The organism is Sphaerisporangium viridialbum, assembly GCF_049674955.1.
In the GTDB taxonomy this organism is placed as follows: domain Bacteria; phylum Actinomycetota; class Actinomycetes; order Streptosporangiales; family Streptosporangiaceae; genus Sphaerisporangium; species Sphaerisporangium viridialbum.
Genome location: NZ_CP187232.1, coordinates 9,850,615 through 9,872,505, shown reverse-complemented (window position 1 = coordinate 9,872,505; position 21,891 = coordinate 9,850,615). Strand labels below are relative to the sequence as shown.

Genomic DNA, 21,891 nt, shown 5'->3' with positions numbered 1-21,891 from the left:
AGCCCTTTCTACGGAAATCTAGGACGGCCGCTATATCCGGTCATAAAGTCCGAGAGCGTGGACCCCGTGCGCAATCCCTACGCCCCCGGTGCGGGGCAGCGCCCTCCGGAGCTTGCCGGGCGTGATCGTGAGCTGCAGCAGTTCGAGGTCGTGCTCGAGCGGGTGGCCCGTGGCCGTCCCGAGCGCAGCATGGTCCTCACCGGGCTGCGCGGCGTCGGTAAGACCGTGCTGCTCAACACCTTCAAGTCGATGGCCATGCAACGGCTGTGGGGCACCGGCAAGATCGAGGCCCGTCCCGAGCAGTCGATCCGCCGCCCGGTCGCCGCCGCGCTCCACATGGCGATCCGCGAGCTGGCCCCCCGTCACCGCGCGCCCGAGCGCATCGAGGAGTTCCTCGGCGTGCTCAAGGCCTTCGCCATGCGCGACCCGTCCGCGGCCAAGGGCACGTCCCACTGGTCGCCGGCGATCGACGTCCCCGCGGGCCGTGGCCGGGCCGACTCGGGCGACCTCGAGATCGACCTCACCGAGCTCTTCGTCGACGCGGCCTCGGTGGCCACCGATCTGGGCGTCGGCGTGGCCCTCTTCATCGACGAGATGCAAGACGTGCAGGCGCCCGACATCTCCGCCCTGTGCGCCGCCTGCCACGAGCTGTCCCAGAGCGGTGGCCCGCTGATCGTGGTGGGCGCGGGTCTGCCCCACCTCCCCGGCGTGCTGAGCGCCAGCAAGAGCTATTCCGAGCGCCTGTTCCGCTACGCGCGCATCGACCGGCTCGACCGGGAGGCCGCCGATCTCGCCCTGATCGCCCCCGCCGAGCGCGAGCAGGTCGAGTTCACCCAGGAGGCCCTCGACGCGCTGTACGAGGCGGCCGACGGCTACCCCTACTTCGTCCAGGCCTACGGCAAGGTCGCCTGGGATCTCGCGCCCGGCAGCCCCATCACGGCCGAGGACATCAGGGTCGCCTCTCCCGAAGCCGAGGAGGAGCTCGCGGTCGGGTTCTTCGGAAGCCGGTACGAGCGCGCCACCCCCGCCGAGCGCGACTACATGCACGCCATGGCCTCCGTCGGCGACGAGCCCGTGCCGACGTCCGACGTGGCCGAGTTGCTCGGGCGCAAGCCGTCCAGCCTGTCTCCGGCCCGCGACAGCCTCATCAAGAAGGGACTCATCTTCAGCGCCGAGCGTGGCCTGATCGCCTTCACCGTGCCGCACTTCGGCAAGTTCCTCCGAGCGCAGCCACTGTAGGCCGCGCCGGGTCCCCAAAGCCGAGCGCAGGTGTTCTGCGCTCCCATTGATCTCTCTACGGCTTTCTAGAGGGGAAGCTAGAGAGCCGTAGAGAGTTGAATTCGCGGTGCCGGTGATCCAAAGCCGCGAGATGTGCGGGCGCGAACGGCCAGGCTGGGGCCTTCGCGCCCGCCTCGATTGCACTGTCTAGGGCTTTCTAGCGTGCGGCCGATACGTCAATAGATTTGCGCAGAGTCCCGTCATTCCCCTCAGCCCCCACCACGGCGACCCGTACGGCGGGCCGCCGCCCGCTGAGGTATACGGCGAAGACCACCTCGGCCTCGGCCCCCGTGGCGGTGCGGCCCGGGTAGACGAAGAACCGCCAGCACAACTCCCGCCACGTGTCCTCCGGCTCCACGGAGACCAGCAGCGCTGTGTGGGACCGCCACTCGCTGCTCGACCGGAGGCGTGAGAGTGATCTGGCAGTCGGTATGGGCCGCTGCTCGCAGGGCGCGCGATACCTGACACGCGCGATCGCCTCCTCCAACTCGGGAGACAAGAGCGACAGCAGTACGACGCCGGCGGCGAGCGCGATCGCCAGGTTCCAGGAGAGCCCGGACAGCAGGTCGGCTCCAGACACGGGAACGAGCGCGACGGACACCGCCATCCCGGTCAGCACGACGGCCCTGCCGATGGAGCGCAGTCCCACCGGCGAGCCGCTCGCCTCGCCGAAGCAGCCGCAACCCACGTCAGGCCGACGCCGGCGCAGCTCCCACAGCACGTAGGTGGAGACGGAGAAGAACACGATCGTTCCCCACCGGGGCAGCGGGCTGCGAGTGAAGATCAGGCCGGCGGCCAGCACGATCTCCACGGCGGCACAGAAGATCAGCACAGGCTTGCGCCAGCGTTCGGGGACGAGCACCGCGGGGCCGAGCCGGGTGAGCCCGCCGGGCTCGGCGTCGGTCCCGACGGTCGCGATCTTGGCCACGCCCCCGAGGACGAGAAGCAGTACGAGGAGCACGAGTGCGGCGGTGGCGAGTGTTGCGACCTCCACGGTCACCCCAATCCGACGCGGGCGTTGAAGCAGCCCTTGGCGAGGTCTCCACCCAGCTCGACATAGGAGACCGGCGAAAGTTCCACGATGCGCCCCCGTGGCGAGGTGCCGCACTCCACGCACCGGTCGCAGAAGCGCCCCGCGACGCACCCGCAGGCGACGATCGGCAGCACCGAGGCGCGGCTCTCGCAGACGTTGCCCACGTAGAGCATCGAGCCGAGTGCGAGATAGGGAAGGCCGGTGCACGACACCCCCGCGTCCTCGCAGCCGGAATCGGCACGTTCCAACATCGGGTACGCGGCCCCGGCCTCCCCGTCGTCGAAGGCGTCCGACCAGGCGGCGGCTCCGGAGATCCTCGACTGGACCCCGCCGTACGCGGGCGGGGGAGGCGGGACGGCCGTCGCGCGGTAGGCGGGCTGGGAGGTCGCGGGGAACTGCGCGAAGGTCACGCCCTCCACCCGGGTTCCGATGGCGTCGAACAGGAAGCCCGGTTCGAGCTGCGGATGCCGTACGCGCAGGCGTCCGGAGGCGGCGTAGGGGATCACGACCACGCGCCTGCCCCGGTGCGGCCCGCAGTCCAGCTCGACCGTCAGGTCCTTGCGTTCTTTGCCCAGGGAGAGGATCACTCCCGTGACGCGCGTGATGTCACCCCAGAGCCGCTCGGCCACGCGGCCGGACTGCTGGGCCCGGACGATGACGCGGGCGCCGACGGGGAGCTCGGCCGGCGCGACCGGCCGGCCGTGCCAGGCTGTGGCCCACGGCGCGATGACCAGGCGTTCCTCCACGCCCTCGGAGTTCGCGAGGATGACCAGGTGCGGGCTGATGTCGAGGATCTCGCCCGTCACCCCGCTCAGCGCCGGTCGCTCTTCGGCCTCGGCCTGTGGCGGGACGCCGCTCCGGCCGAGTGCGGCGGACGCCAGCGCGTAGCGGCGCTCAACTCCCATCGGCCCCTCCCCGGTTGCCGTCGCGAGTTTCCTCGTTCGTCCGCTAGCGTCACACGGCTCGCCACCGGCACCGTGCCGGGCGGGGCGATTATTTCCCCCTGTGCCAGTGCGCGTAGCAAATTACCCACTCCAGGATGAACTACTCGCCGCCCCGCGTGGTCACCCGACTGTAACGATCTTTGCCGTTGCCGGGGCGAAACCTGGATTGAGGATCAGCCGCATTATGGCTTCCGGCTGCGATTCTGACCACGAGATTCGAATGAATCATGGCCCTTCGTCACGGCACCGGTGATCGCATGAGCGACAAAGACGAGGAGTTCCGCGAGTACGTGGTTGCCCGCGGTCCTGCACTGTTGCGCGCGGCCTACCAGCTGACCGGCCAGCCCGCCGACGCGGAGGACCTGCTGCAGGCCGCCCTGGCCAAGACCTACCTCGCCTGGGACCGCATCAACGACAGGGCCTCGCTCGACGGGTACGTGCGCCGGGCCATGGTCAACATCAACATCTCGTGGTGGCGGCGCAGGAAGCTGGAGGAGTACCCGTCGGAGGAACTGCCGGAGAACCCGGTCGGGGACGGGCCGAGCCCGGGGGAGATCCACGAGCTGCTGGAGGAGGCGATCAACCGGCTGCCCGCACGGCAGCGCACGGCGATCGTGCTGCGCTACTACGAGGACATGAGTGAACCGGAGATCGCCAAAGCTCTCGGAATCAGCATCGGCACTGTGAAGAGCACGGTCTCGCGGGCGATGGCGAAGCTGCGTGGCGATCTGGTCGTCGTGGACGCGAGGCAGCCCGAGGTGCAGGCCCGGATATGACCGATCAGGCATTACGGGCCCGTTTCCGGATTCGAGCGAGCGCTTGTCTCAGGACCGGCCCGGGGCCAGACTCGTAAAGCGGAGGTGGCACTGATGCGCAGCACCATGCCCGATTTCCCGCTCACCATCACCTCGATCATGCGGCACGGCACCGGTCTGTTCGGCGACCACGAGGTGGTCACGTACACCGGCGACGGGTACCACCGCCTGCCGTACCGCGAGCTGGCGCGGGAGGCCGCACGCCTGGCGGGCGCCCTGCGCGGCCTCGGTGTGGACGCCGACCAGCGGGTGGCCACCTTCAGCTGGAACAACACCGCCCACCTGACCGCCTACCTCGCCGTGCCGAGCATGGGCGCGGTGCTGCACCCGCTGAACATCCGGCTCTTCCCCGAGCAGGTCGTCTACATCGCCAACCACGCCGAGGACGACGTCATCATCGTGGACGCCTCGCTGGTGCCGCTGCTCGCGCCGATCCTTCCCGAGATGAAGACGGTGCGACACGTGATCGTCGTCGGCGAGGCGGACACCGGGGCGCTCGTCTCGGCGGGCAAGGACCTCCACGACTACCGCACCCTCCTCGACGGGGCGTCCGACGCCTTCGACTGGCCCGAGCTGAACGAGCGCGCCGCGGCCTCCATGTGCTACACGAGCGGCACGACCGGCCACCCCAAGGGCGTCGTCTACAGCCACCGATCGGCCTACCTCCACTCCATGAGCGTCTGCACGGCGAACGCCGTCGGCCTCTCGTCCGGCGACCGGGTGCTGCCGATCGTGCCGATGTTCCACGCCAACGCATGGGGGTTGCCGTACGCCGCGCTGATGGCCGGGGCCTCGCTGGTCATGCCCGACAGGTTCCTGCAGGCGGAGCACCTGACGAGGGTCGTCGCCGAGGAGCGGCCGACGGTCTCGGGCGCGGTTCCGACGATCTGGGGGGACGTGCTGCGCCATGCCAGGCAGCACTCTTCCGACCTGTCCTCGCTGCGGCTGGTGACGTGTGGCGGCTCCGCGGTGCCCGAGGCGCTGATGCGGGCCCTGGCGGCGGAGTTCGGCGTCCGCGTCGTGCAGGCGTGGGGGATGACCGAGACGTCCCCGCTCGCGACCGTCGCCCATGGCGACACGTGGGCCCTGCGCGTCACCCAGGGCCGGCTCCTGGCGGGCGTCGAGGGCAGGCTCGTCGGCGGGGGCGACACCGTGCTGGACGCCGACGGGGTCACGGTGGGCGAACTGGAGGTACGCGGGCCGTGGGTAACCGGGGCGTACCACCTGGACGAGGACACCTCGCGGTTCCACGACGGCTGGCTGCGCACGGGGGACGTGGGGAGGCTCGACGCCGGCGGTTACGTGACGCTGACCGACCGGGCCAAGGACGTCATCAAGTCCGGCGGGGAGTGGATCTCTTCGGTGGAGCTGGAGAACGCCCTGATGGGGCACCCCGCCGTGGTGGAGGCGGCGGTCATCGGGGTGCCGGACGAACGCTGGGGGGAGCGTCCGCTGGCGTGCGTGGTGCTCGACGGTACGGCCGGAGTGGCGGAGCTCAGGGAGTTCCTGTCGGCCAAGGTGGCGCGCTGGCAGCTACCCGAGCGCTGGGCGTTCGTCGAGGCAGTGCCCAAGACGAGCGTCGGCAAGTTCGCGAAACGGGCCCTGCGCGAGATGCACGCCCGGGGCGAGCTGACGGTCGTCGAGAGCTAGACCTGGCTGTCGGTCACAGTCGCGAGGAGCTGATCTGGCTGTCGGTCACGATCGCGGGGAGCTTGACCTCGCCGGGTTCGATCGCGCCCGCGGTGGCGCAGGGCCGTACGACGTCGCGGATCACCCGCAGGGCGCCCAGGAACGTCTCCAGCTGGTCGGGGGCCAGCAGGCCGGTGAACCAGGTCTCGATGTCCTTGAGGTGCTTGGGGATGACCTCTTCCAGCCGGGTGACGCCCGCGTCGGTCAGCGTGGCGTAGGACGCCCGCCGGTCGCTGGCACAGGCGACGCGCTCGACCAGGCCCTCGCGCTCCAGCCTGTCGACCACCCTGGTGACCCCGCTGGTCGACAGCGACGTCTGCGCCGCCAGGTCGCTCATGCGCAGCTTGCGCCCAGGGGATCGCGCCAGGCGGATGAGGGTCTCGCAGTCGATCTCGGAGAGCCCGGCCTCCGCGAAGACGGGGTTCATCTTGGCCGCCAGCCCTGAGTGGACCTCGGAGAGCAGGCCCATCGCGGTGAGCCTCGGATCGTCAGATGGAATCACGTTCACAGTCTAGACGACGTTAGTTGACGAGAGGAATATTCCTCGTGTAGACATCTGTTGGAGAAGACATCCGCACGGCAACTACTCGTTCACGGAGAGATGGCACATGAGCACTCGCGCCTGGGAAGGCATCACGATCCCCGAGCCCGGCACCTTCGACCTGGATGTCGCGCACACGCGCATCGGCTTCAGCGCCAAGCACATGATGGTGAGCAAGGTCCGCGGCCGTTTCGGGGACTTCTCCGGAAGCGTCACGATCGCCGAGAACCCGCTCGAGTCGTCGGCCGAGCTGACCATCAAGGCCGCCAGCATCGACACCGGCAGCGCCGACCGCGACACCCACCTGCGCAGCGAGGACTTCCTGTCGGTGGAGAAGTTCCCCGAGCTCTCCTTCCGGAGCACCCGGGTCGTCAGCCACTCCGGCGACGAGCTCGTGGTCGCCGGTGACCTCACCATCCGTGACGTCACCAAGGAGGTTACGCTCAAGGTGGAGTACGGCGGCGCCGGCACCAACCCCTGGGGCCAGGAGCTCTTCGGCTTCGACATCGAGACCGAGATCGAGCGCGAGGAGTTCGGCCTCACCTGGAACGTCGCCCTGGAGACCGGTGGTGTCCTGGTCGGCAAGAAGATCAAGATCGAGATCGAGGGCGAGGCCACCCGCCGCGCCTGATCCTTCAGGATCAAGGAGCTCCGGCTGTGAGCTCAAGCTGAGGGCGTGCCTTGTCCTGTACGAGGCCGTGCGGTGTAGCTGATTCCGCGGTTCCCACACTCTGTATCCACAGGCTGTGGATACAGAGTGTGGGAAACCTCTCTTCCTGTATGTGGAGACACGCCGATCTACAGTGGCACCCCTGGCTGACCTGGCGAATTGCGGGGGAATGCCCGGGGGCGATCAGTGACGTACCGGGTCACGGCTGAGGCGGTGACCTACCCACGGCCAGGGACGAAGCGTCCTATGCGCGACATGTTCGACCGCCACGGCGAATCCACTTTGCCGCCCAGCATCAAGGCCGGTACTCTGTGCTGAGCCGGTCGGGCTCCAAGCGAGCCGACGGGCTATCAGGAGGCTTCGCCTAGTCAGGTCTATGGCGCCGCACTGCTAATGCGGTTTGGGTCTACAGCCCATCCGGGGTTCAAATCCCCGAGCCTCCGCACCTCAGAGGCCCTCTCCGAGTTCTCGGACGAGGGCCTCTCTGCTGCCCGAACAGGCTCAGGGTTGCAGTTTCCAAGGCGTGCACGCGGCGGCCGGAGTCCCGCCGGAAACAACGGGCAGGGACGTGGGTAAAACGGAGAAAGGCCGCGGCCGGCACCGCCCTCCGGATCAGCTCTCGCAGGTGCCCACGGTCTCGCCTGAGGTGACGCCCGATCGTCACCCTTCGTGGTCACCGGAGGTGTAGTGCGTCCAGGGTTGCCTCCTGCCTCTCGAGTGAGGGCGCCGTCCACGCCCATAGCTCTCGCTGGTCGGTCGGGGGCGGGCCGGGTGGGGCGCGGTTGTCGCCCTCCATGGCCGGGTCAACTTCATGACATTGGGCTAATGGGAGCACTCTCCCGGACGGAATGTGCCCCCTGCTCTTGATCCGGACAAGTGGCTAGCCTGGCCGTCATGAGAGCTATTGGCTTCATCGAGTTCGGCGGCCCGGACAAGATACAAGTCGTCGACGTCCCTGAGCCCCACGCCGGTCCAGGCGAAGTGCGCATCCGCGTCTACGCGGCGGCGGTGAACCCCAGCGACATCGCGCTGCGGGCAGGCCATTTCGGGCCCCTCAGGGATCGACCGCCCTACATACCAGGGATGGACGCCGCCGGGGAGATCAGCGAAGTCGGCGAGGGCGCCCCCTGGCAGGTCGGGGACAAGGTGATGGCCCTCGTGCTGCCAATGGGACCGAACGGCGGCACCTACGCCGACCAGATCGTCGTACCGGCCGAGTCGGTGGTCCGGATACCGGAGGGGGCGGGCTTCTTCGCCGCCTCGACGCTGCCGATGAACGGGCTCACCGCCAAACTGACGCTCGACCATCTCGACCTCTCGCCAGGCCAGACGATCGCGGTGACCGGCGCGGCCGGCATTTACGGCGGCTACGTCGTCCAGCTCGCGAAAGCCGCCGGGCTGCGCGTCCTCGCCGACGCCTCCGCGGCCGACGAGCAACTGGTGCGCGACCTGGGCGCCGACGTGGTCGTGCGCCGCGGTGACGACGTTGCCGACCGCATTCGTGAGCTGCACCCCGAAGGCGTCGACGGTGTCGCCGATGGAGCACTCCTCAACGAGCGCATTGCCCCCGCGGTCCGTGACGGTGGCGGGATGGCCGTGCTCCGAGGCTGGGACGGCGACCCCGGACGCGGCATCAAGGTGCACAAGGTGCTGGTGGTCCTTTCGGCCAAGGACACCGCCGCGCTGGATTGGCTGCGGCAGCAGGCCGAGGCGAAGGCCGTGACGCCGCGGGTCGCCCGGGTGCTACCGGCTGAGCAGGCCGCCGAGGCGCACCGGCTGCTCGAAGCCGGCGGTATCCGTGGGCGCCTGGTGCTCGACTTCAACTCCTGACCGCAGAATGCCTTCCACCCAATGATTGCTGCCCTCTCCAGTCATCAGGAGAGGGCAGCAAGGTGATTTCTCGATGGCTGTCTTTTGAGATCGTCACATTCGCAGGAAAGGGCCCGTGTAGAACGTTGTGCTAAGCGCGGCGGCGCTCGCCGCCGCACGGCCCGCCGCCCGCTCCGCCCCCGGGCGTGCGGCGTGGGCGCCGGTCCCGGCCGGTGGCGCGACTCCGAGCCGCCCGCAGAGATCAGGGCAAGGTGTCCTTGATCACGATCTGGCCATCTTCGATGACGAACTTCTGGTTGGTGTTGTTGGGGTCGCACTGCCACAGGTACACCTGGGTGCCGTTGCCGCGGCCGTTGGTGGCGTCCAGGCATAGGCGGTTGCCTGCGTTGAGGGTGGACTTGAGGATGATCTGGCCTCTCTGGATGACCCAGAGCTGGTTAGTGTTACCCACGCATTGCCACTGGTAGACCCGGGTGCCGTTGGTTCGGCCGTTGGAGGAGTCCAGACACATCACCTGGCTCTTGCCGATGGTGTCTTGCACCTTGATGAGGCCGTCCTCGATGACGAACTTCTGGTTGGTGTTGTTGCTGTCGCACTGCCACTGGTACATCAGGGTGCCGTTGCCACGGTTGTTGCTGACGTCGACGCATATTGGGGGCCCGACCAAGGCGGTGCGGCTGGCGGGCTGATGAGCAGAGGCCACCGCAGGTAGAGGGGTGACCGCGCCCATGGCGGCGGAGATGACGGCGGCGGCCAGCAGACGGCGAGCAAGCATGGATGCCTCCCAGAAGAGTTGATCAAGACTCAAGCCACCATGCCATAACGGATAGTTGTCGATCAATTACCTTGTGCATGCATCTTCGTGCGCCGCAATGTGATGCCAGCCAGAGACGAAGCTGTAGCGGTCATCGGGCGTCCGGGGTTGCAGTTTGGGTTGCAGTTCACCGCCGTACCGTGCCGTTCCAGTCGGACCGGTTGCGCACGTTGGTCCAGGTTGAACCGCATTGAACGGCCAAGATCCGAGCTGCTGATGCGGTTTGGGTCTACAGCCCATCCGGGGTTCAAATCCCCGAGCCTCCGCACCTCAGAGGCCCTCACTCGATCTTTGAGTGGCGGCCTTTCTGATCCCCGTAAAGGGTTGCGGTTGCCTGCCGCGGATCACGGATGTGGTGGATCTCGCTGGGGATCTCCAGGCTGACAGCGCGGGTTTGATCCGATCACGCCCCGCTTAGAAACAGGGCATGGATCCAGACGGGAGCCTCACTGCTACGCCCGGAGCCACTGGTTGACCAAGGACACCACCGCTGTCTGCTGGGACTGGACGGCTTCCAGGTCTGGGAACGAGACCACACCCCGGTCAGGTGCGAGCCACGTCATCAGACCAGTCGGGTCCTGAAAGGCGAACTCAGCGCTGTCGGCTCGGACCTTCGCCCCACGATGGAAGATGAGTTGCAGCCGATCACCTGGCCGAAGGCGGAAGGTCACCCGGTCGTGTCCGTCATAGCGGAAGCTCGGGGCATTCCATTTCACATGCTCGGAGATATCCGCGTTCGACGCCAAAATCGCCGACCTCAGCTGTTCGACCCCCGTCTTCAAGGGGTGATCGAGGGCCGTCATGAAGCGGTCGACCTCGCCAGACTTGTTTTGCACCTGCCGGCTCCTCTCATACAGCGCCAAAGAGCATGATGCCGCATGAGGTGGTCGCCCGTCTGGCCTGTGCTGTCGTGAAACGGCTGCGAGGCGGCCAATCGTGCTTCGGGTCGGGAGCAGGCCGGGAGGTCTATGTATCGAATCCCGCTCACGGGGCCGTGCTAGAGGGTGGATTTGATACATCGAACTTGCAAGGGCCCCGCTGAACCCTGGAAGGGGGTCACCTTCCAGGGCCGTCCACGTTGGAAGCGGCGGGCTGGGCCCTCCGGGTGTGCCGGGCCGGCACGAAGCCGGCCCGGCGGAGGCCAGGGAGTGGAGCGGAGCGGGATGAGTTACATCTCGGAGTTTTGGGCGGCTTGTTCAGCGTTCTGGCGGATTCGGTCGATCTGCGCCTGGGTGACGTTGAGGGTGCCGAATTCCCTGACCGCCTGGTAGTAGGTCCAGGCGATGCCGTTACAGGTGTTCCTGGGGATGGTGGAATATCCCGCGCAAACCTGCTTCATATCGAAGTAGAACGCGTCGTCGATGTGCGTCTTGTTCGCCGGGAACTGGTTCACCGCCTTGTAGTTGCGGTAACCGAAGTCGTGACGTCGGCATGGCATTCTGAAGTCGAAGCCGAGCGGCTGGTCGGGACTGGCCGAACAGAGGTCGGTCGACCAGTCGAAGGCATAGTCCGCCCAGCTCGCCTGGTTCTGCCAGGCAGAGCGCCAGCTGGCGGCGCTGGCCGCCGTGGGCTGGGAGAACTGGGAAAGTACGGCGACCTTTTGCTCCAGTGTCACCGCGTAGGCGGGCAGCGTTAATCCGGCTAATGTGGCGAAGGAGAGGGCGACGGTCGCGAGGGCTCGCTTGAACATGGGTCTGCCTTTGTTTGGGGGGTGCCTCTCAGGGCAGGGTTCTACACCGCCTACGATGAAGCGAAATGTCATGAAACGCTGGAACGGATCTTCGTGAAGATCGGCGCGGGCATTCGTAAACAATCGCCCTTTACAAGGATTACAACGTCCTGTAATGGCATGTCTCGAAAGGTCGAGTCATGCGCGGTGGGCACCCTGCGCACGGTGGCCCCGGGCAGCCGATGACCCGCCTCGCTGCCGTGCCCGTCAGGGGATGATCAAGGGGGCCCGCAGTTTGGCTCCGGTGAGATGACGGGCGCGCCAGGGGCACCCGTGGCCCCCTCTTGATCAGGTCTGCCACCGGCGAACGCCACGGAGCCAAGTGCGGATCGTGCCCGGTGGGACGCGGGCAGGTTGTCGCCTTTCCGGTCCGCTGGTCAGGTCAGAGCGGCGGTGATTCGCCGGCGGAGGGGCGCTTCGTGGGAGGGGTCGGTGCGGAGCGTCAGGGTGAGGCCGGTTTCGGCGGCTTCGGCCAGGATCGCGAGCAGGGTGGCGAGCTGTTCGGGGGGCTCGGCACTGAGCAGGTCCTCAGCGTGCTCGACGATCAGGGTGACGTTCCCTGTGCGGGTCGCGTCGCGCAGGGAGTCGGCGAGTGCGTCCCAGTTGCGGCCGAAGTACTCAGGAAAGCGCAGAGCCCGCGCCGCCTCCTCGAAGAAGGCGGCGCGGGTCTGGCATGAGCGCCCGTCGACGACCGCCGGCGCCGGGCCGGTGGACACCGTCAGCCATCGCGGCAGCGGACGTGCGGCGGATGTCATGGGAGTTCCTAGAGCTTGTAGAAGTCGGTGTAGTGGTTCGGCGAGAACCAGACCACGCCGGTGCTGCGGTTGACCACGATGCGGTACGCGTCACGCGCCGCGCCCTGCGCCCGCGAGTACACGTCGTACTCGTAGTAGGTGGCGCCGCTGGGAAGTTGGCCCTCTCGGTTCTGGAAGCGTCCGCCAGTGTAGTTGTACCTACCGTCGGGCCAGGTGTACCAGCCGGCGGTGGTGGGGTAGCCCTTGGCGGCCCAGTTCGTCTTGGCCGACCGCGCGTCGGAGCACCGGGAGATGGTGCAGGAGTTGATGACCGACGCGTCGGCGGGGGTGATGCCGACACCGCCGATCAGGGACGTGATGGCGGCCAGCATGATGATGAGCCGTGCGGGCCAGGAAGGTCGGGGGCGTTGCAGGGTGTGCACGAAGCCTCCTTGTGGGGATGCGAGACGACCAACCCCGTCAGGATCACCGTCAAATCGGGTCAAATAAAGTCAAAGATCTCCAAAGGTATGGTGAACTCTTTGTGGCACCAGGCCGGAGCCGAGGTCGCGCTACGGGTGATGGTCTTCCTTGCCGCGCGAGTCAAGGCAGGCGAGATGATCAGCCGAGGAACTCTTGCGGGGGCGGGCGAAGGCCGAGCAGATCGCAGGTGTACCGGAAGATGGGCAGGCTCGGCTTGGCGGCTCCGGCTTCGCTGGAGGCCGGCACGTCCGGCAGATCGGTTGTCAGCCCGCCACACTCCGACAAATGGTGAAAAATCGTTCTCTTAGGCATGGGGAACATCAATCCACCGCGTGCGATCATGTCTCTGTCCCGGTCCAGGTGCCCCCCCTCCCTGGAGAACAGGCAGCAAGCCCATGGAAACGCCCCTTTCCGAATCGCCACCGCTCCCACGGCGGGACGAAGCCATACGCTGCGCCGAGGCCGAGTCCGGCAGTCGCTGCGTGCTGCCCCCCGGTCACCCGGGTGAGCACGTCTATCCTCGCCAGCCCGACACCTGACCGCCGTACCGGCGGTGATCACAGCCGGAGCGTACGCCGCGTGCTTGGATACGCGAGTGGCGACCCGCGGAGACGACCAGGCCCGCGCGAGGATGAGAGACGCGCGGGTGGCCAGGCTGGGCACGGTCGGGGAGGACGGGGCGCCGCACCTGGTGCCGGTGACGTTCGCTCTGGACGGCGATCGCCTCGTGACGGCCATTGATCACAAGCCCAAGCGGACCACCGACCTGCGGCGGCTGCGGAACATCCGGGCGAACCCGAAGGTGTGCGTCCTGGTCGACCACTACGACGACGACTGGACGCGCCTGTGGTGGGTCCGCGCCGACGGCGAGGCCACCATCGTGGAGCGAGACGAGGAGCGAGACGAGGAGCGACTCCCCGCCCTCGCCTCACTGGTCGCGAAATATCCCCAATATGCGGATCACGTGCCCCAAGGGCCGGTCATCCTGATCCAGATCACCCGGTACGCGAGCTGGTCGTACTCCGGAGCGCTCTAGCGCTGGGCGCCCGACCTCGCCGGGGTCCCGTCGGCAGAATAAGATTCCATGCATGCGGATCTTCGCGAACGTAAGCGAGCTCAAGGCGGCCACCGGCGAGCACCTGGGGTACACCGAGTGGCGTGAGGTCACCCAGGAGCAGGTCAACCTGTTCGCCGACGCCACCGACGACCACCAGTGGATTCACGTTGACATCGAGCGGGCCAAGGAAGGCCCGTTCGGCGGCCCCATCGCCCACGGCTTCCTCAGCCTCTCCCTGCTGCCCTCCTTCATGACGGAGCTGTTCAGAGTGGACGGCCTGAAGATGGGGATCAACTACGGGCTCAACAAGGTGCGTTTCCCGTCGCCGGTGCCCGTGGGAGCGAAGATCCGCGCGGGCGCCGAGCTCCTGGACGTCAAGAGCACCCCCGCCGGCACACATTCCAGCCTCCGCGTCACCATCGAGGTCCAGGGCACGACCAAGCCCGCCTGCGTGGCCGAGACCCTCTCGCTGTACGTCACCGACTAGACCGAGTACCCCGAGGATCCCGCGTACAGGATCGCCGCTTGCACCCGGCTGCGCAGGCCGAGCTTGCCCAGCATCCGGCTGACGTGGGTCTTCGCCGTGGCCTCGGTCATGGCGAGCTCGCGGGCGATCTCCGCGTTCGACAGCCCGCGCGCCACGCAGCCCAGTACCTCGCGCTCGCGCGGCGTCAGGACCTCCAGGTCGTACGGCCTGCGCTCGCTCGTCCCGGCGAACTCCGCGATCAGCCGCCGGGTCACCGAAGGCGAGATCAGTCCCTCGCCGCGCGCCACCAGCCGTACGGCCTGCACGAGGGCGTCCGCGTCGGTGTTCTTCAGCAGGAATCCGGCGGCCCCGGCGCGGAGCGCCCCGAAGACGTACTCGTCCAGGTCGAACGTCGTGAGGATGAGGACGTCGGCGATGCCGCTCAGCTCGCGGGTGGCCGAGATGCCGTCCATGCGCGGCATGCGGATGTCCATCAGGACGACGTCGGGCCTGAGCTCGCGCGCCATCCGAACGGCCTCCTCACCGTCCGCCGCCTCACCGGCCACCTCGATGTCGGACTGGCCTTCCAGGATCAGCACGACGCCGGCACGTACCGCCGCGTGATCATCGGCGACCAGGACCCTGATCATCCGCTGCCCTCCGTCGTGCGGGACGGCGTCTCACCCGCGACGGTCCCGGTCTCACGTGCCTTTCCGGCCCCGATGGTCTCGTACGGCTTCGCCTTGACGGGAAGCGCGGCGGCAACGCGCCATTCGCCGCCCATGCCCGTCCTTGACGCTTGTCCTGCCGTGAACGAGCCCCCGACGAGCGCCGCCCGCTCCGCCATGCCGACGAGCCCCGCGCCGGAGCCCGGGATGCCGGCGGGCCTGTCGGCCGGCGGATTCACGATGATCAGAGTCACCTCGTCCGGTCCGTAGTCGATCGTCACGCTCACCCGGCCGGTGCCGTGTTTGAGGGCGTTGGTCAGGGATTCCTGAAGGATGCGATAGCCCGCCAGCTCGATGGAGGCGGGGAGGTCACGCGGCGTTCCCGTCACGGCCAGTTCGATCGCCATGCCTGTGCGCCGGGACCGTTCGACCAGGTCGGTGGCATCCTTGAGGCGCTGCCCCGTCGGCCCCGCGTCGTCGCCCTCCGCGCGCAGCAGCCCGATCATGGTGCGCATCTCGGCCATGCCGCGCACGCTGTTCTCCCGGATGGACTCCAGCACCGTGCGGACGGCCCGGGCGTCGAGGTCCTCCCTGGCGATGACCGCGGCCGACTGGATGGCCACGGCGCTGAAGTGGTTGGCGATCATGTCGTGCAGCTCGCGTGCCATGCGGGTGCGCTCGGACGTCACGGCCGCCTGGCGGTCCAGCTCGGCGAGCCGGGCAAGTTGGTCGGCACGTGCCCGTTCGGCGATCGCCTGGTCACGATGCTGCCTGAGGGTCATGGCGGTCATGGTCGGGGTGACGAGGACCAGGCCGGCCTGGATCCCGCCGACCGCGAGCGCCGCCCAGTTCCTGGCGACGAATCCGGCTATCGCCCCGATCACGACGGCCAGCACCGAGGTCACGGCGAGGAGCCAGGTGGCGAGCCGGCGCGGGCCGTACAGGGCAGCCGCATAGATGTTGTCCGTAAATATCAGGACAGTGCCGAGGGAGGGGCCAAGGCAGATGTCACCGGCGATCGCGATCACCCCGAGCACGAGGGCCGCCACGGGCGCGCGCCGCCGCACGAGCACGCCCAGACAGGTCACCGCCAGCGGGATCACCAGCAGCGGCGCGGGCTGGCCGCGGTGGATGTACGCTCCGCCGGCGAGCAGGACCAGACCGGCGGCGAGTGCCCCGAAGGCCATCAACGCGTCCTGCCGCTCCGGATCCATGCCCTTCATACCACCATGTCCGAATGGCGTCCGGCACCATCCGCGGCACGGCCTGCGCGTACACAGAAAGATGTAGCCGGGTTCGTCCCCGCTGACGACGACGGCCGGGCGGGGCATGGCCAAGGCTTGAAGAGTGATTCTGGCTGTGATCGTCGCATGTGAGATCGGCTTCTGGGTGCTGCTCGGCCTGGGCCTGCTGGCGCGGTACCTCTTCCGCCTCCGGCGCCTGGGCGGCGTGCTTCTGCTGTGCGTGCCCCTGATCGACGTGGTCCTGCTCGTCGCCACCGTGGCCGACCTCCGCACCGGGGGCACCGCCACCTGGAGCCACGGGCTCGCGGCGGCCTACATTGCGTACTCGGTCGTGTTCGGCCACCGTACGCTGCGATGGGCGGACCAGGTGGCGGCGCACCGGCTCTCGGACGGCCCGCCGCCGTGGAAGCCTCCTGCGGGCGGCATGGCCAGGGCCAGGTACGAATGGGGCATCTGGCTGCGCATCGTCCTCGCGTACGGCATCGCGTGCGGGCTGTTGGGCGTGGCGATCTGGATGATCGGCGATCCGTCCCGTACGGCGGAACTCTCGGCGTTCATGGTCGGCCTGGGGAAGGTGCCCGCGATCGCGGTCCTGTGGCCGCTCAGCTACACCCTGTTCCCCAAGAAGGCGAAGGTCAGGTGACCTGCGAGCGGAACGGCAGCTCGGCGTGAACGCGCCACCCGCCCTGGTACGGCCCGGCCGTCACCGCCCCGCCGATCTTGCTCGCGCGGCGTCGCATGGTGGCGAGCCCTTCGTGTGGACCCTTGGAGGCGGGCGTCCTGCCCTTCATGGCGTTGTCCACGGTGAGCGTGACCCGGTCGGGCTGGTAACACAGGACCACCGTGGCGTTCGGCGTACCGTGTTTCAGCGTGTTGGTCAGAGCTTCCTGGATGATCCGCATACCGGCGAGGTCCACGGGGTCGGGCAGCTCCTGGGGCGATCCGGCCAGATGGAGACGTATCGTCAGGCCGCCCTGGCGTGACGACTGCACCAGATCGGCCAGGGTCGGGCGCGGGTAGTCGTACTGCGCGCGGAGCAGCAGCCGGGTGAGGTTCGCGACGTGCTGGGAGTGCGCGTGGGCCGCCACCGCCCGGTTACGGCGCCTGAGAAGGAGCGCCGCGAGGATCACCGCGGCTCCGAGGCAGGTCAGCGCGATCGCCACGACGACCTGCGTCGAGGAGCCGACCATCGCATTCAACGCTGGCTGCTGATTCATGCCTTCAATCCGCAGGTCCGAGGGCCACGTCGCGTGACCCGAGGTGGTTCATTGCCGCCGAGCGCCGTCGCCACGCGCGGAACCGGGAAAGTTTGCAGAGCATTTGTCCGTTTACAACGGCTTTCCACCATCAATCCCATTCATGCCGCCGCTCTGGGCGCCGTGGGGCTGCCTATGCTGTGGGCGTGGACGAGAACTTCCTGGAGGACACCTTCCAGCTGCGCACTGACTACATACCGCTGTGCGACCTGCTGAAGTACTGCTCCGTCACAGAGAGCGGCGGCGAGGCCAAGCACTTCATCGCCGAGGGCAACGTCATGGTCGACGGCGACGTCGAGCTGCGCAAGACCTGCAAGATCAGAGCCGGCCAGGTCGTCAGCGGCATCGACTTCGAAATCCGCGTGGTAGCCGCCCCCTGGCAGCGGGACGCTGAGCCGCTTCCCTAACCGGTTCGGCACACCCGCGAAGACCCGCTATGCTTATCCAGGCAAGCAGGCGGCCGTAGCTCAATGGATAGAGCATCTGACTACGGATCAGAAGGTTACGGGTTCGACTCCTGTCGGCCGCGCCAGTCGAAAGGCCCGTCACCAGGGAAAACTGGGGACGGGCCTTTCGCTTTGTCTGGACAATCTCCGGATCTTGCTAACACCCTCGCTAACAGAGGAGCCACCCGGTGGCTCCCACCTACTCCCCAACCGCCTCAGCGAAGACATCAGCAGCCGAGGCTTCCGCGGCCCGGATCACGTGCGCGTACACCCGAAGCGTGATCGATGGATCCGCATGCCCCAGCCGAGCGGCGACCACATGCACCGGGACGCCGGCCAGCAGCAGGGTCGTCGCGTGGATGTGCCGAAGGTCATGCAGCCGCGCATGCGGCAGCGGCTCCTTGGGCTTGGCTCCTTGCGCCGGGTTGTTGTACCGCTTGATCACCGTCGCGATCAGCGAACTGACGGTGTCCGGGTGGACCGGCTCGCCCCATCCAGTGGTGAACACGTAGTCGTCGGTCCCTCGCCACTCCTCTCCGACGGCGAGCTTGTCGGCGGCCTGCCGTCGGCGCTGCTCCCGGAGCACCTGCACGGTCCCGTCGTCCAGGCTGACGATGCGCTTGCGCCCGCTCTTGGTGGTGCCCTCGATTCGCTCACCGTCGATGAACGCCGCCGACCCCTTGATTGTGAGCTGCCTGCCGTCCAGGTCGACATCAGACCAGCGCAGATTCAGCAGTTCCCCGCGACGTGCCCCGGTGTAGGCGGCGATGTGGAAGAAGGCGAACAACCGATGTTGCCGCATGGCGGTCAGGAACGTCTTGAGCTGTTCAGTGGTCCAGACGGTTCCGGGTTCGCGCACCTCGCGTCGGGGGCGCTTAGCCCGATCGACCGGGCTTGAGGCCAGCAGCTGATCCACCGTAACGGCGTCGTGGAAGGCCTTCCGCAGCACCGCGTGAACGTAATCGATTGTCCGGGACGAGAGCGCCCGCCCGTTCTTCCCGCCGCCGGCCATGAGGTCTCGATAGAGCTTCGTCACGGTCACCGACCGCACCGCTTGAAGCCGCAGGCCACCGATGTGCGGCTTGACGTACCGGTTGATGATGTCGCGGTAGTCCTTGAGGGTCTTGGGCTTGATCTCGACCGCGTGGGCCTCGATCCACTCGTCAAGGTACGCGCCGACCGTGACGGCGTTGCGATCGACGTACTCACCCCGCCGAGCTGACACGCGGGCCTCGTCACGAGCGGCTTTGGCGTCGTCTTCAGTGGCGAAGCCACCGACCCACTTGGGCTTGCTGACGCCGGTCTCCGGGTCTGTGACCCTGATGACGTAGGACCAGGTCTTGCCGCGCTTCATGACGCCGTCGCGAAGCTTGGCGGTGGTCTTCTTGCTTGTCCGGTCCTGGTTGGGGTCCGGGTTCGGAGTGGAGACGAGGGTCTTGGTCACGCCGCCCTCTCCTTCTCCAGCAGCGCGGCGACGTAGTTCTCAAGGGCAGATGCCGGAATGCGACGGGAACGGTCGATGTGCAGGTAGGGGATCTCGCCGTTGCTCATGAGGTGGTACAGCTTGGCGCGCGAGATCGACAACGCCTCTGCTGCCTCGGGCACGGTCAGCAGGAGCTTGGCCATGTGCTCACCTCCTCGTCGGTTGAAGGGGCGCTTCCTGTCAGGGCTGCGGCGAGGACGGCGTCGGCGACGGACAGGCCCTTTCCGGCGTAGGCCCAATGGGCGATGACGAGGACGGTGTCCTCTTCGAAGAGGGGCAGCCGCCCGGTGGAGATGGCTTCTTGGCGTTGGTGGTCGACGCGTTCGGCGCGGATCTTGCCGAAGGTTGTGGAGTAGTGGCGGGACTTGGTGGAGAAGTGGCCGCGGAAGCCGAGCATGTGGGCCCATTCGGCGAGCCGGAGGTCGCCGAGTTCTTCCATGGCGCCCACGCGGAAGCATTCGGAGATGAGCCGTCGAGGGTGCTCGCGGATCGGAAGGGCGTTGAGGTCTTCGGTGGGGTTGATGCGGCGGTCGAGCGTGCCGACGCATTCGGCGGCCTTGGTCGCGTACTTGGCGATGTAGCCGGCCACGGCCTGATCGGTGAGGTCACCGCCGAGGGTGATGGGCCGGATGTCGAGCTGCGTCCCCCAGCGCAGCACCGGGGACGGCTTGCCGTCGATGGCAGGGGCTTTGACGGTGACGGCCTGGTGGGCGTGCTGGACGGCTTGGGCGAGCACGTCAGCGGTCGCCCAGGCAGGAGGCGGACAGTCAGGTCCCTCCGGGCCGTCGAGGCGGATGATGGCGTGGAAGTGGACGACGCCGCGGCGCTGGTATTCGGCGACCTTGGCGAAGGCGATGGTCAATTCTTCGCGCAGGGCCTTGAGGCTGTGTCCGGTGAGCTTGGCGACGTGACGGCGGAGCGCGAGGGTGAAGCGGCGCCACAGTTCGGGAGCCAGGGCGTTGAAGAAGACCGAGCCGCTGTAGTCGTAGCAGTCCGGGCACAGTGGCTCGCCCAGGCAGTCTTCGTCGGCGCCGTGCCGGGCGGTGCAGGACATGAGTCGTCCGTGCGGGCAGGTCTTCGCGTCGCGTCGGGGGTGGCAGGGCAGCAGCTTGCCGTCGCGCTCGCGTCGGGTGTGGACGGTGCCGAAGGAGGGGGCGGTGAGGGTGACGAACAGGCAGGGGTGGGTGCTGACGGTGTCGGGGACGCCCTTGCCGCCGGCCAGGCCCGCGCGGATGAGCTGGTAGGTGTCGGCGCGGTAGGTCTCGGCGCAGGCGGGGCAGCGGGAGGACCGGCGGGTTTTGCACGGCACCCGCAGGACGCCGTCCGGTTCGCTGGTGGTGGAGTAGCGGTGGAGTAGGGCGCCGGTGGCGCGGTCGACGTGCAGGACGTGGCCGCGTAGGTGGATGGGTTGTCGGCATCCACCGGTGGCCTTGATCTGTGCGGCCCAGCGGTCGTAGCCGGGGTCGTGGAGGCGAGTGATGATCTCGTTCACTGCATTTGAGCTGGTGGCGTTGGGCATGATGGGCGTGTCCCTTCCGGGTCGTGTTGGTTCGGTGTGGGATGGCCCCCGACGTGACGGACGTCTTGGCGGATGTGTGGTCACGCCGGGGGCGCTAACGGCTGGTCAGCAGAAGCCGAGGCCGTCGCAGAGCTGGCAGGTGATGCCAAGGCTGTCGAGTCCGGTGCCGCCGCAGTCGCAGCACCGCCCTCGCTGAGGCGGTATCTCAGCCGGCGTCTCCTGGTCGTCGGGTGGGTCAGAGTTCATGGGGCGGCTCGGTGGTGTTGGAGAGGATGGCTGTCGCCTCGTAGTGGACCGGGCCGAAGCGGCGGGCGGTGGCGTACAGGCCGTGCGGCAAGACGCGTCGGTCGACGTGGGTGCCGAACAGGGTGGCGATCCGGTCGACCTCGGCGCGCAGGGCGGCGTCGGTGGCCTGGGCGGGGTAGTAGGTGATGATCGCCGGGTCGGTCGGGACGGGGATGGCGGGGTTGGCCTCGATAAAAGCGGCCAGGTCTCGTAGTCCGGCGATGAAGGCGGTACGGCGTGCGGTGTCGGTACCCATGGCTGTTCTCCTTTCAGAGGGCGTCCGGTGCGGTGCGCAGGTGGCGCAGCAGGTCGGAGGCCAGTTGGTGGGATACGCCCAGACGGGCACGCAGGGTGTCGTGGTTGATCGGCCTGTCATGCGTGGTCTGGTATTCCTCGGCCACGCGTCGGGCGTAGGCGAGGAGCTCTGTGGCCGGGCCGTCGCGTTCGGTCGGGGCGGGCAGTGGCGTAGCGGCCGGTTCGGGGACGGTTTCCGACGTGGAAGCCGGAGCCGGGGACGGCTCGGAACGGGAGGCGCGGCGTTCCAGCATGGAGACGGCGATCAGGAACGCCCCTGCCGGGGTGGCGGCGGTGATCCACCCCCATGGGGACGGTTCGGCTTGGGCGAGGTTGGCGGCCAGGGACAGGAGGATCCCGGCCACCAGGACGAGGGTCGGCCAGGAGAGCCGGCCGTTCCGCTCGTGTCCGGTCCTCTTGTCGCGTTGCCGTTCCCGGGCGGCCATGACGCAGGTCAGGTCGACGCACACCGCCACTGCCCAGGCCATCGGCCCCGTCTGTCCGTGCTCTATTGCCGTTTCCCGGATGTGGGTGAAAGAGCCGGCACCGGCGATGAGCGCCAGGACGAGGACGGGACCGGAGTCCAGCAGCCAGGAAGTGAGGCGTCGCACGA

The 21,891-nt window shown here is 67.9% G+C and carries 26 protein-coding genes and 2 tRNA genes; 11 read left to right on the top strand and 17 right to left on the bottom strand.

What is annotated here, in order from left to right; translation table 11 throughout:
• Positions 1 to 57 precede the first annotated feature (57 nt).
• Entirely contained in the window at positions 58 to 1,239 is a 1,182-nt protein-coding gene (locus tag ACOZ38_RS44555) for an ATP-binding protein (RefSeq protein ID WP_358550989.1), read from the top strand.
• A 196-nt stretch (positions 1,240 to 1,435) separates the two neighbouring features.
• Here ACOZ38_RS44555 and ACOZ38_RS44550 read toward each other — a convergent pair whose 3' ends face one another.
• Together ACOZ38_RS44550 and ACOZ38_RS44545 are read right to left on the bottom strand one after the other, a co-directional pair.
• On the bottom strand, positions 1,436 to 2,272 hold the full coding sequence (locus ACOZ38_RS44550) for a MauE/DoxX family redox-associated membrane protein (protein WP_424536830.1): 837 nt from the start codon (positions 2,270 to 2,272) through the stop codon (positions 1,436 to 1,438).
• A gap of 2 nt (positions 2,273 to 2,274) precedes the next feature.
• Positions 2,275 to 3,216, bottom strand: coding sequence for a hypothetical protein (locus tag ACOZ38_RS44545; protein WP_424536829.1), 942 nt, complete (start codon positions 3,214 to 3,216; stop codon positions 2,275 to 2,277).
• A gap of 296 nt (positions 3,217 to 3,512) precedes the next feature.
• Here ACOZ38_RS44545 and ACOZ38_RS44540 point away from each other — a divergent pair, with 296 nt between their 5' ends.
• Together ACOZ38_RS44540 and ACOZ38_RS44535 are read left to right on the top strand one after the other, a co-directional pair.
• Complete coding sequence (locus tag ACOZ38_RS44540; protein WP_424536828.1) at positions 3,513 to 4,031, top strand: SigE family RNA polymerase sigma factor; 519 nt, start codon at positions 3,513 to 3,515, stop codon at positions 4,029 to 4,031.
• A gap of 93 nt (positions 4,032 to 4,124) precedes the next feature.
• The gene (locus tag ACOZ38_RS44535; RefSeq protein WP_424536827.1) at positions 4,125 to 5,720 is read left to right on the top strand and encodes a fatty acid--CoA ligase; all 1,596 of its coding nucleotides are present in this window, start codon (positions 4,125 to 4,127) and stop codon (positions 5,718 to 5,720) included.
• Positions 5,721 to 5,733: 13 nt separating this feature from the next.
• Here ACOZ38_RS44535 and ACOZ38_RS44530 read toward each other — a convergent pair whose 3' ends face one another.
• On the bottom strand, positions 5,734 to 6,261 hold the full coding sequence (locus ACOZ38_RS44530; protein WP_424536826.1) for a MarR family winged helix-turn-helix transcriptional regulator: 528 nt from the start codon (positions 6,259 to 6,261) through the stop codon (positions 5,734 to 5,736).
• A gap of 106 nt (positions 6,262 to 6,367) precedes the next feature.
• Here ACOZ38_RS44530 and ACOZ38_RS44525 point away from each other — a divergent pair, with 106 nt between their 5' ends.
• The 3 genes from ACOZ38_RS44525 (at position 6,368) to ACOZ38_RS44515 (ending at position 8,800) form a co-directional block, all read left to right on the top strand.
• On the top strand, positions 6,368 to 6,931 hold the full coding sequence (locus tag ACOZ38_RS44525) for a YceI family protein (protein WP_405142673.1): 564 nt from the start codon (positions 6,368 to 6,370) through the stop codon (positions 6,929 to 6,931).
• A 392-nt stretch (positions 6,932 to 7,323) separates the two neighbouring features.
• Positions 7,324 to 7,413 (top strand) — tRNA-Ser (locus ACOZ38_RS44520).
• A 451-nt stretch (positions 7,414 to 7,864) separates the two neighbouring features.
• Positions 7,865 to 8,800, top strand: coding sequence for a quinone oxidoreductase family protein (locus tag ACOZ38_RS44515; RefSeq protein ID WP_424536825.1), 936 nt, complete (start codon positions 7,865 to 7,867; stop codon positions 8,798 to 8,800).
• 241 nt (positions 8,801 to 9,041) lie between these two features.
• Here the strand turns inward: ACOZ38_RS44515 and ACOZ38_RS44510 are convergent, their stop codons facing one another.
• The 6 genes from ACOZ38_RS44510 to ACOZ38_RS44485 form a co-directional block, all read right to left on the bottom strand.
• On the bottom strand, positions 9,042 to 9,641 hold the full coding sequence (locus ACOZ38_RS44510; RefSeq protein WP_424536824.1) for an RICIN domain-containing protein: 600 nt from the start codon (positions 9,639 to 9,641) through the stop codon (positions 9,042 to 9,044).
• 425 nt (positions 9,642 to 10,066) lie between these two features.
• The gene (locus ACOZ38_RS44505) at positions 10,067 to 10,450 is read right to left on the bottom strand and encodes a DUF1801 domain-containing protein (RefSeq protein WP_405142669.1); all 384 of its coding nucleotides are present in this window, start codon (positions 10,448 to 10,450) and stop codon (positions 10,067 to 10,069) included.
• A gap of 332 nt (positions 10,451 to 10,782) precedes the next feature.
• On the bottom strand, positions 10,783 to 11,304 hold the full coding sequence (locus ACOZ38_RS44500; protein WP_424536823.1) for a phospholipase: 522 nt from the start codon (positions 11,302 to 11,304) through the stop codon (positions 10,783 to 10,785).
• Between the two features lie 416 nt (positions 11,305 to 11,720).
• Positions 11,721 to 12,098, bottom strand: a complete 378-nt coding sequence (locus ACOZ38_RS44495) for a barstar family protein (protein ID WP_424536822.1) — start codon at positions 12,096 to 12,098, stop codon at positions 11,721 to 11,723.
• 8 nt (positions 12,099 to 12,106) lie between these two features.
• Positions 12,107 to 12,520 carry a ribonuclease domain-containing protein gene (locus ACOZ38_RS44490; RefSeq protein WP_424536821.1) on the bottom strand — a complete coding sequence of 138 codons (414 nt, stop codon included), beginning with the start codon at positions 12,518 to 12,520 and terminating at the stop codon, positions 12,107 to 12,109.
• Between the two features lie 178 nt (positions 12,521 to 12,698).
• Positions 12,699 to 12,902 carry a hypothetical protein gene (locus ACOZ38_RS44485; RefSeq protein ID WP_424536820.1) on the bottom strand — a complete coding sequence of 68 codons (204 nt, stop codon included), beginning with the start codon at positions 12,900 to 12,902 and terminating at the stop codon, positions 12,699 to 12,701.
• Between the two features lie 253 nt (positions 12,903 to 13,155).
• Here ACOZ38_RS44485 and ACOZ38_RS44480 point away from each other — a divergent pair, with 253 nt between their 5' ends.
• Together ACOZ38_RS44480 and ACOZ38_RS44475 are read left to right on the top strand one after the other, a co-directional pair.
• Complete coding sequence (locus tag ACOZ38_RS44480; RefSeq protein WP_424536819.1) at positions 13,156 to 13,596, top strand: TIGR03668 family PPOX class F420-dependent oxidoreductase; 441 nt, start codon at positions 13,156 to 13,158, stop codon at positions 13,594 to 13,596.
• Between the two features lie 52 nt (positions 13,597 to 13,648).
• Positions 13,649 to 14,104, top strand: a complete 456-nt coding sequence (locus tag ACOZ38_RS44475) for a MaoC family dehydratase (RefSeq protein WP_424536818.1) — start codon at positions 13,649 to 13,651, stop codon at positions 14,102 to 14,104.
• Here the strand turns inward: ACOZ38_RS44475 and ACOZ38_RS44470 are convergent.
• On the bottom strand, positions 14,101 to 14,733 hold the full coding sequence (locus tag ACOZ38_RS44470) for a response regulator (protein ID WP_405142659.1): 633 nt from the start codon (positions 14,731 to 14,733) through the stop codon (positions 14,101 to 14,103). The two genes, ACOZ38_RS44475 and ACOZ38_RS44470, sit on opposite strands and share 4 nt — an antisense overlap.
• Complete coding sequence (locus ACOZ38_RS44465; RefSeq protein WP_424536817.1) at positions 14,730 to 15,974, bottom strand: sensor histidine kinase; 1,245 nt, start codon at positions 15,972 to 15,974, stop codon at positions 14,730 to 14,732. Before ACOZ38_RS44465 ends, ACOZ38_RS44470 begins: the two co-directional genes overlap by 4 nt.
• Before the next feature lie 136 nt (positions 15,975 to 16,110).
• Between ACOZ38_RS44465 and ACOZ38_RS44460 the strand changes: the two genes are divergently transcribed.
• Positions 16,111 to 16,638, top strand: coding sequence for a hypothetical protein (locus ACOZ38_RS44460; protein ID WP_424536816.1), 528 nt, complete (start codon positions 16,111 to 16,113; stop codon positions 16,636 to 16,638).
• On the opposite strand, the gene ACOZ38_RS44455 is transcribed toward ACOZ38_RS44460, so the two are convergent.
• Positions 16,631 to 17,212: a sensor histidine kinase gene (locus ACOZ38_RS44455; RefSeq protein WP_424536815.1), complete on the bottom strand. Its 582-nt coding sequence runs from the start codon at positions 17,210 to 17,212 to the stop codon at positions 16,631 to 16,633. The two genes, ACOZ38_RS44460 and ACOZ38_RS44455, sit on opposite strands and share 8 nt — an antisense overlap.
• A 185-nt stretch (positions 17,213 to 17,397) precedes the next feature.
• On the opposite strand from ACOZ38_RS44455, the gene ACOZ38_RS44450 reads away from it, so the two are divergent.
• Together ACOZ38_RS44450 and ACOZ38_RS44445 are read left to right on the top strand one after the other, a co-directional pair.
• A complete protein-coding gene (locus ACOZ38_RS44450) occupies positions 17,398 to 17,658 on the top strand; it encodes an RNA-binding S4 domain-containing protein (protein WP_424536814.1) in 261 nt (86 codons plus the stop codon).
• Positions 17,659 to 17,707: 49 nt separating this feature from the next.
• Positions 17,708 to 17,783 (top strand) — tRNA-Arg (locus tag ACOZ38_RS44445).
• A 113-nt stretch (positions 17,784 to 17,896) separates the two neighbouring features.
• On the opposite strand, the gene ACOZ38_RS44440 is transcribed toward ACOZ38_RS44445, so the two are convergent.
• From ACOZ38_RS44440 to ACOZ38_RS44420, 5 genes are all read right to left on the bottom strand, one after another.
• On the bottom strand, positions 17,897 to 19,141 hold the full coding sequence (locus ACOZ38_RS44440; RefSeq protein WP_424536813.1) for a tyrosine-type recombinase/integrase: 1,245 nt from the start codon (positions 19,139 to 19,141) through the stop codon (positions 17,897 to 17,899).
• Positions 19,138 to 19,323 (bottom strand): helix-turn-helix domain-containing protein, encoded by a 186-nt coding sequence (locus ACOZ38_RS44435; RefSeq protein ID WP_424536812.1) that lies wholly within the window; start codon positions 19,321 to 19,323, stop codon positions 19,138 to 19,140. Before ACOZ38_RS44435 ends, ACOZ38_RS44440 begins: the two co-directional genes overlap by 4 nt.
• Positions 19,305 to 20,699 (bottom strand): replication initiator, encoded by a 1,395-nt coding sequence (locus ACOZ38_RS44430; protein WP_424536811.1) that lies wholly within the window; start codon positions 20,697 to 20,699, stop codon positions 19,305 to 19,307. Before ACOZ38_RS44430 ends, ACOZ38_RS44435 begins: the two co-directional genes overlap by 19 nt.
• A gap of 235 nt (positions 20,700 to 20,934) precedes the next feature.
• Complete coding sequence (locus ACOZ38_RS44425; protein ID WP_424536810.1) at positions 20,935 to 21,240, bottom strand: hypothetical protein; 306 nt, start codon at positions 21,238 to 21,240, stop codon at positions 20,935 to 20,937.
• A 13-nt stretch (positions 21,241 to 21,253) separates the two neighbouring features.
• The gene (locus ACOZ38_RS44420) at positions 21,254 to 21,889 is read right to left on the bottom strand and encodes a DUF2637 domain-containing protein (RefSeq protein WP_424536809.1); all 636 of its coding nucleotides are present in this window, start codon (positions 21,887 to 21,889) and stop codon (positions 21,254 to 21,256) included.
• Between the last annotated feature and the right edge of the window lie 2 nt (positions 21,890 to 21,891).

What these genes read in the sequence shown, in the direction of transcription:
- ACOZ38_RS44525 (WP_405142673.1), top strand. Translation starts at nt 6,368, where the DNA reads ATGAGCACTCGCGCCTGGGAAGGCATCACGATCCCCGAGCCCGGCACC.
- ACOZ38_RS44540 (WP_424536828.1), top strand. Translation starts at nt 3,513, where the DNA reads ATGAGCGACAAAGACGAGGAGTTCCGCGAGTACGTGGTTGCCCGCGGT.
- ACOZ38_RS44495 (WP_424536822.1), bottom strand. Translation starts at nt 12,098, where the DNA reads ATGACATCCGCCGCACGTCCGCTGCCGCGATGGCTGACGGTGTCCACC.
- ACOZ38_RS44430 (WP_424536811.1), bottom strand. Translation starts at nt 20,699, where the DNA reads ATGCCCAACGCCACCAGCTCAAATGCAGTGAACGAGATCATCACTCGC.
- ACOZ38_RS44465 (WP_424536817.1), bottom strand. Translation starts at nt 15,974, where the DNA reads ATGAAGGGCATGGATCCGGAGCGGCAGGACGCGTTGATGGCCTTCGGG.
- ACOZ38_RS44515 (WP_424536825.1), top strand. Translation starts at nt 7,865, where the DNA reads ATGAGAGCTATTGGCTTCATCGAGTTCGGCGGCCCGGACAAGATACAA.
- ACOZ38_RS44455 (WP_424536815.1), bottom strand. Translation starts at nt 17,212, where the DNA reads ATGAATCAGCAGCCAGCGTTGAATGCGATGGTCGGCTCCTCGACGCAG.
- ACOZ38_RS44500 (WP_424536823.1), bottom strand. Translation starts at nt 11,304, where the DNA reads ATGTTCAAGCGAGCCCTCGCGACCGTCGCCCTCTCCTTCGCCACATTA.
- ACOZ38_RS44470 (WP_405142659.1), bottom strand. Translation starts at nt 14,733, where the DNA reads ATGATCAGGGTCCTGGTCGCCGATGATCACGCGGCGGTACGTGCCGGC.
- ACOZ38_RS44545 (WP_424536829.1), bottom strand. Translation starts at nt 3,216, where the DNA reads ATGGGAGTTGAGCGCCGCTACGCGCTGGCGTCCGCCGCACTCGGCCGG.
- ACOZ38_RS44535 (WP_424536827.1), top strand. Translation starts at nt 4,125, where the DNA reads ATGCGCAGCACCATGCCCGATTTCCCGCTCACCATCACCTCGATCATG.
- ACOZ38_RS44425 (WP_424536810.1), bottom strand. Translation starts at nt 21,240, where the DNA reads ATGGGTACCGACACCGCACGCCGTACCGCCTTCATCGCCGGACTACGA.
- ACOZ38_RS44475 (WP_424536818.1), top strand. Translation starts at nt 13,649, where the DNA reads ATGCGGATCTTCGCGAACGTAAGCGAGCTCAAGGCGGCCACCGGCGAG.
- ACOZ38_RS44435 (WP_424536812.1), bottom strand. Translation starts at nt 19,323, where the DNA reads ATGGCCAAGCTCCTGCTGACCGTGCCCGAGGCAGCAGAGGCGTTGTCG.
- ACOZ38_RS44485 (WP_424536820.1), bottom strand. Translation starts at nt 12,902, where the DNA reads ATGATCGCACGCGGTGGATTGATGTTCCCCATGCCTAAGAGAACGATT.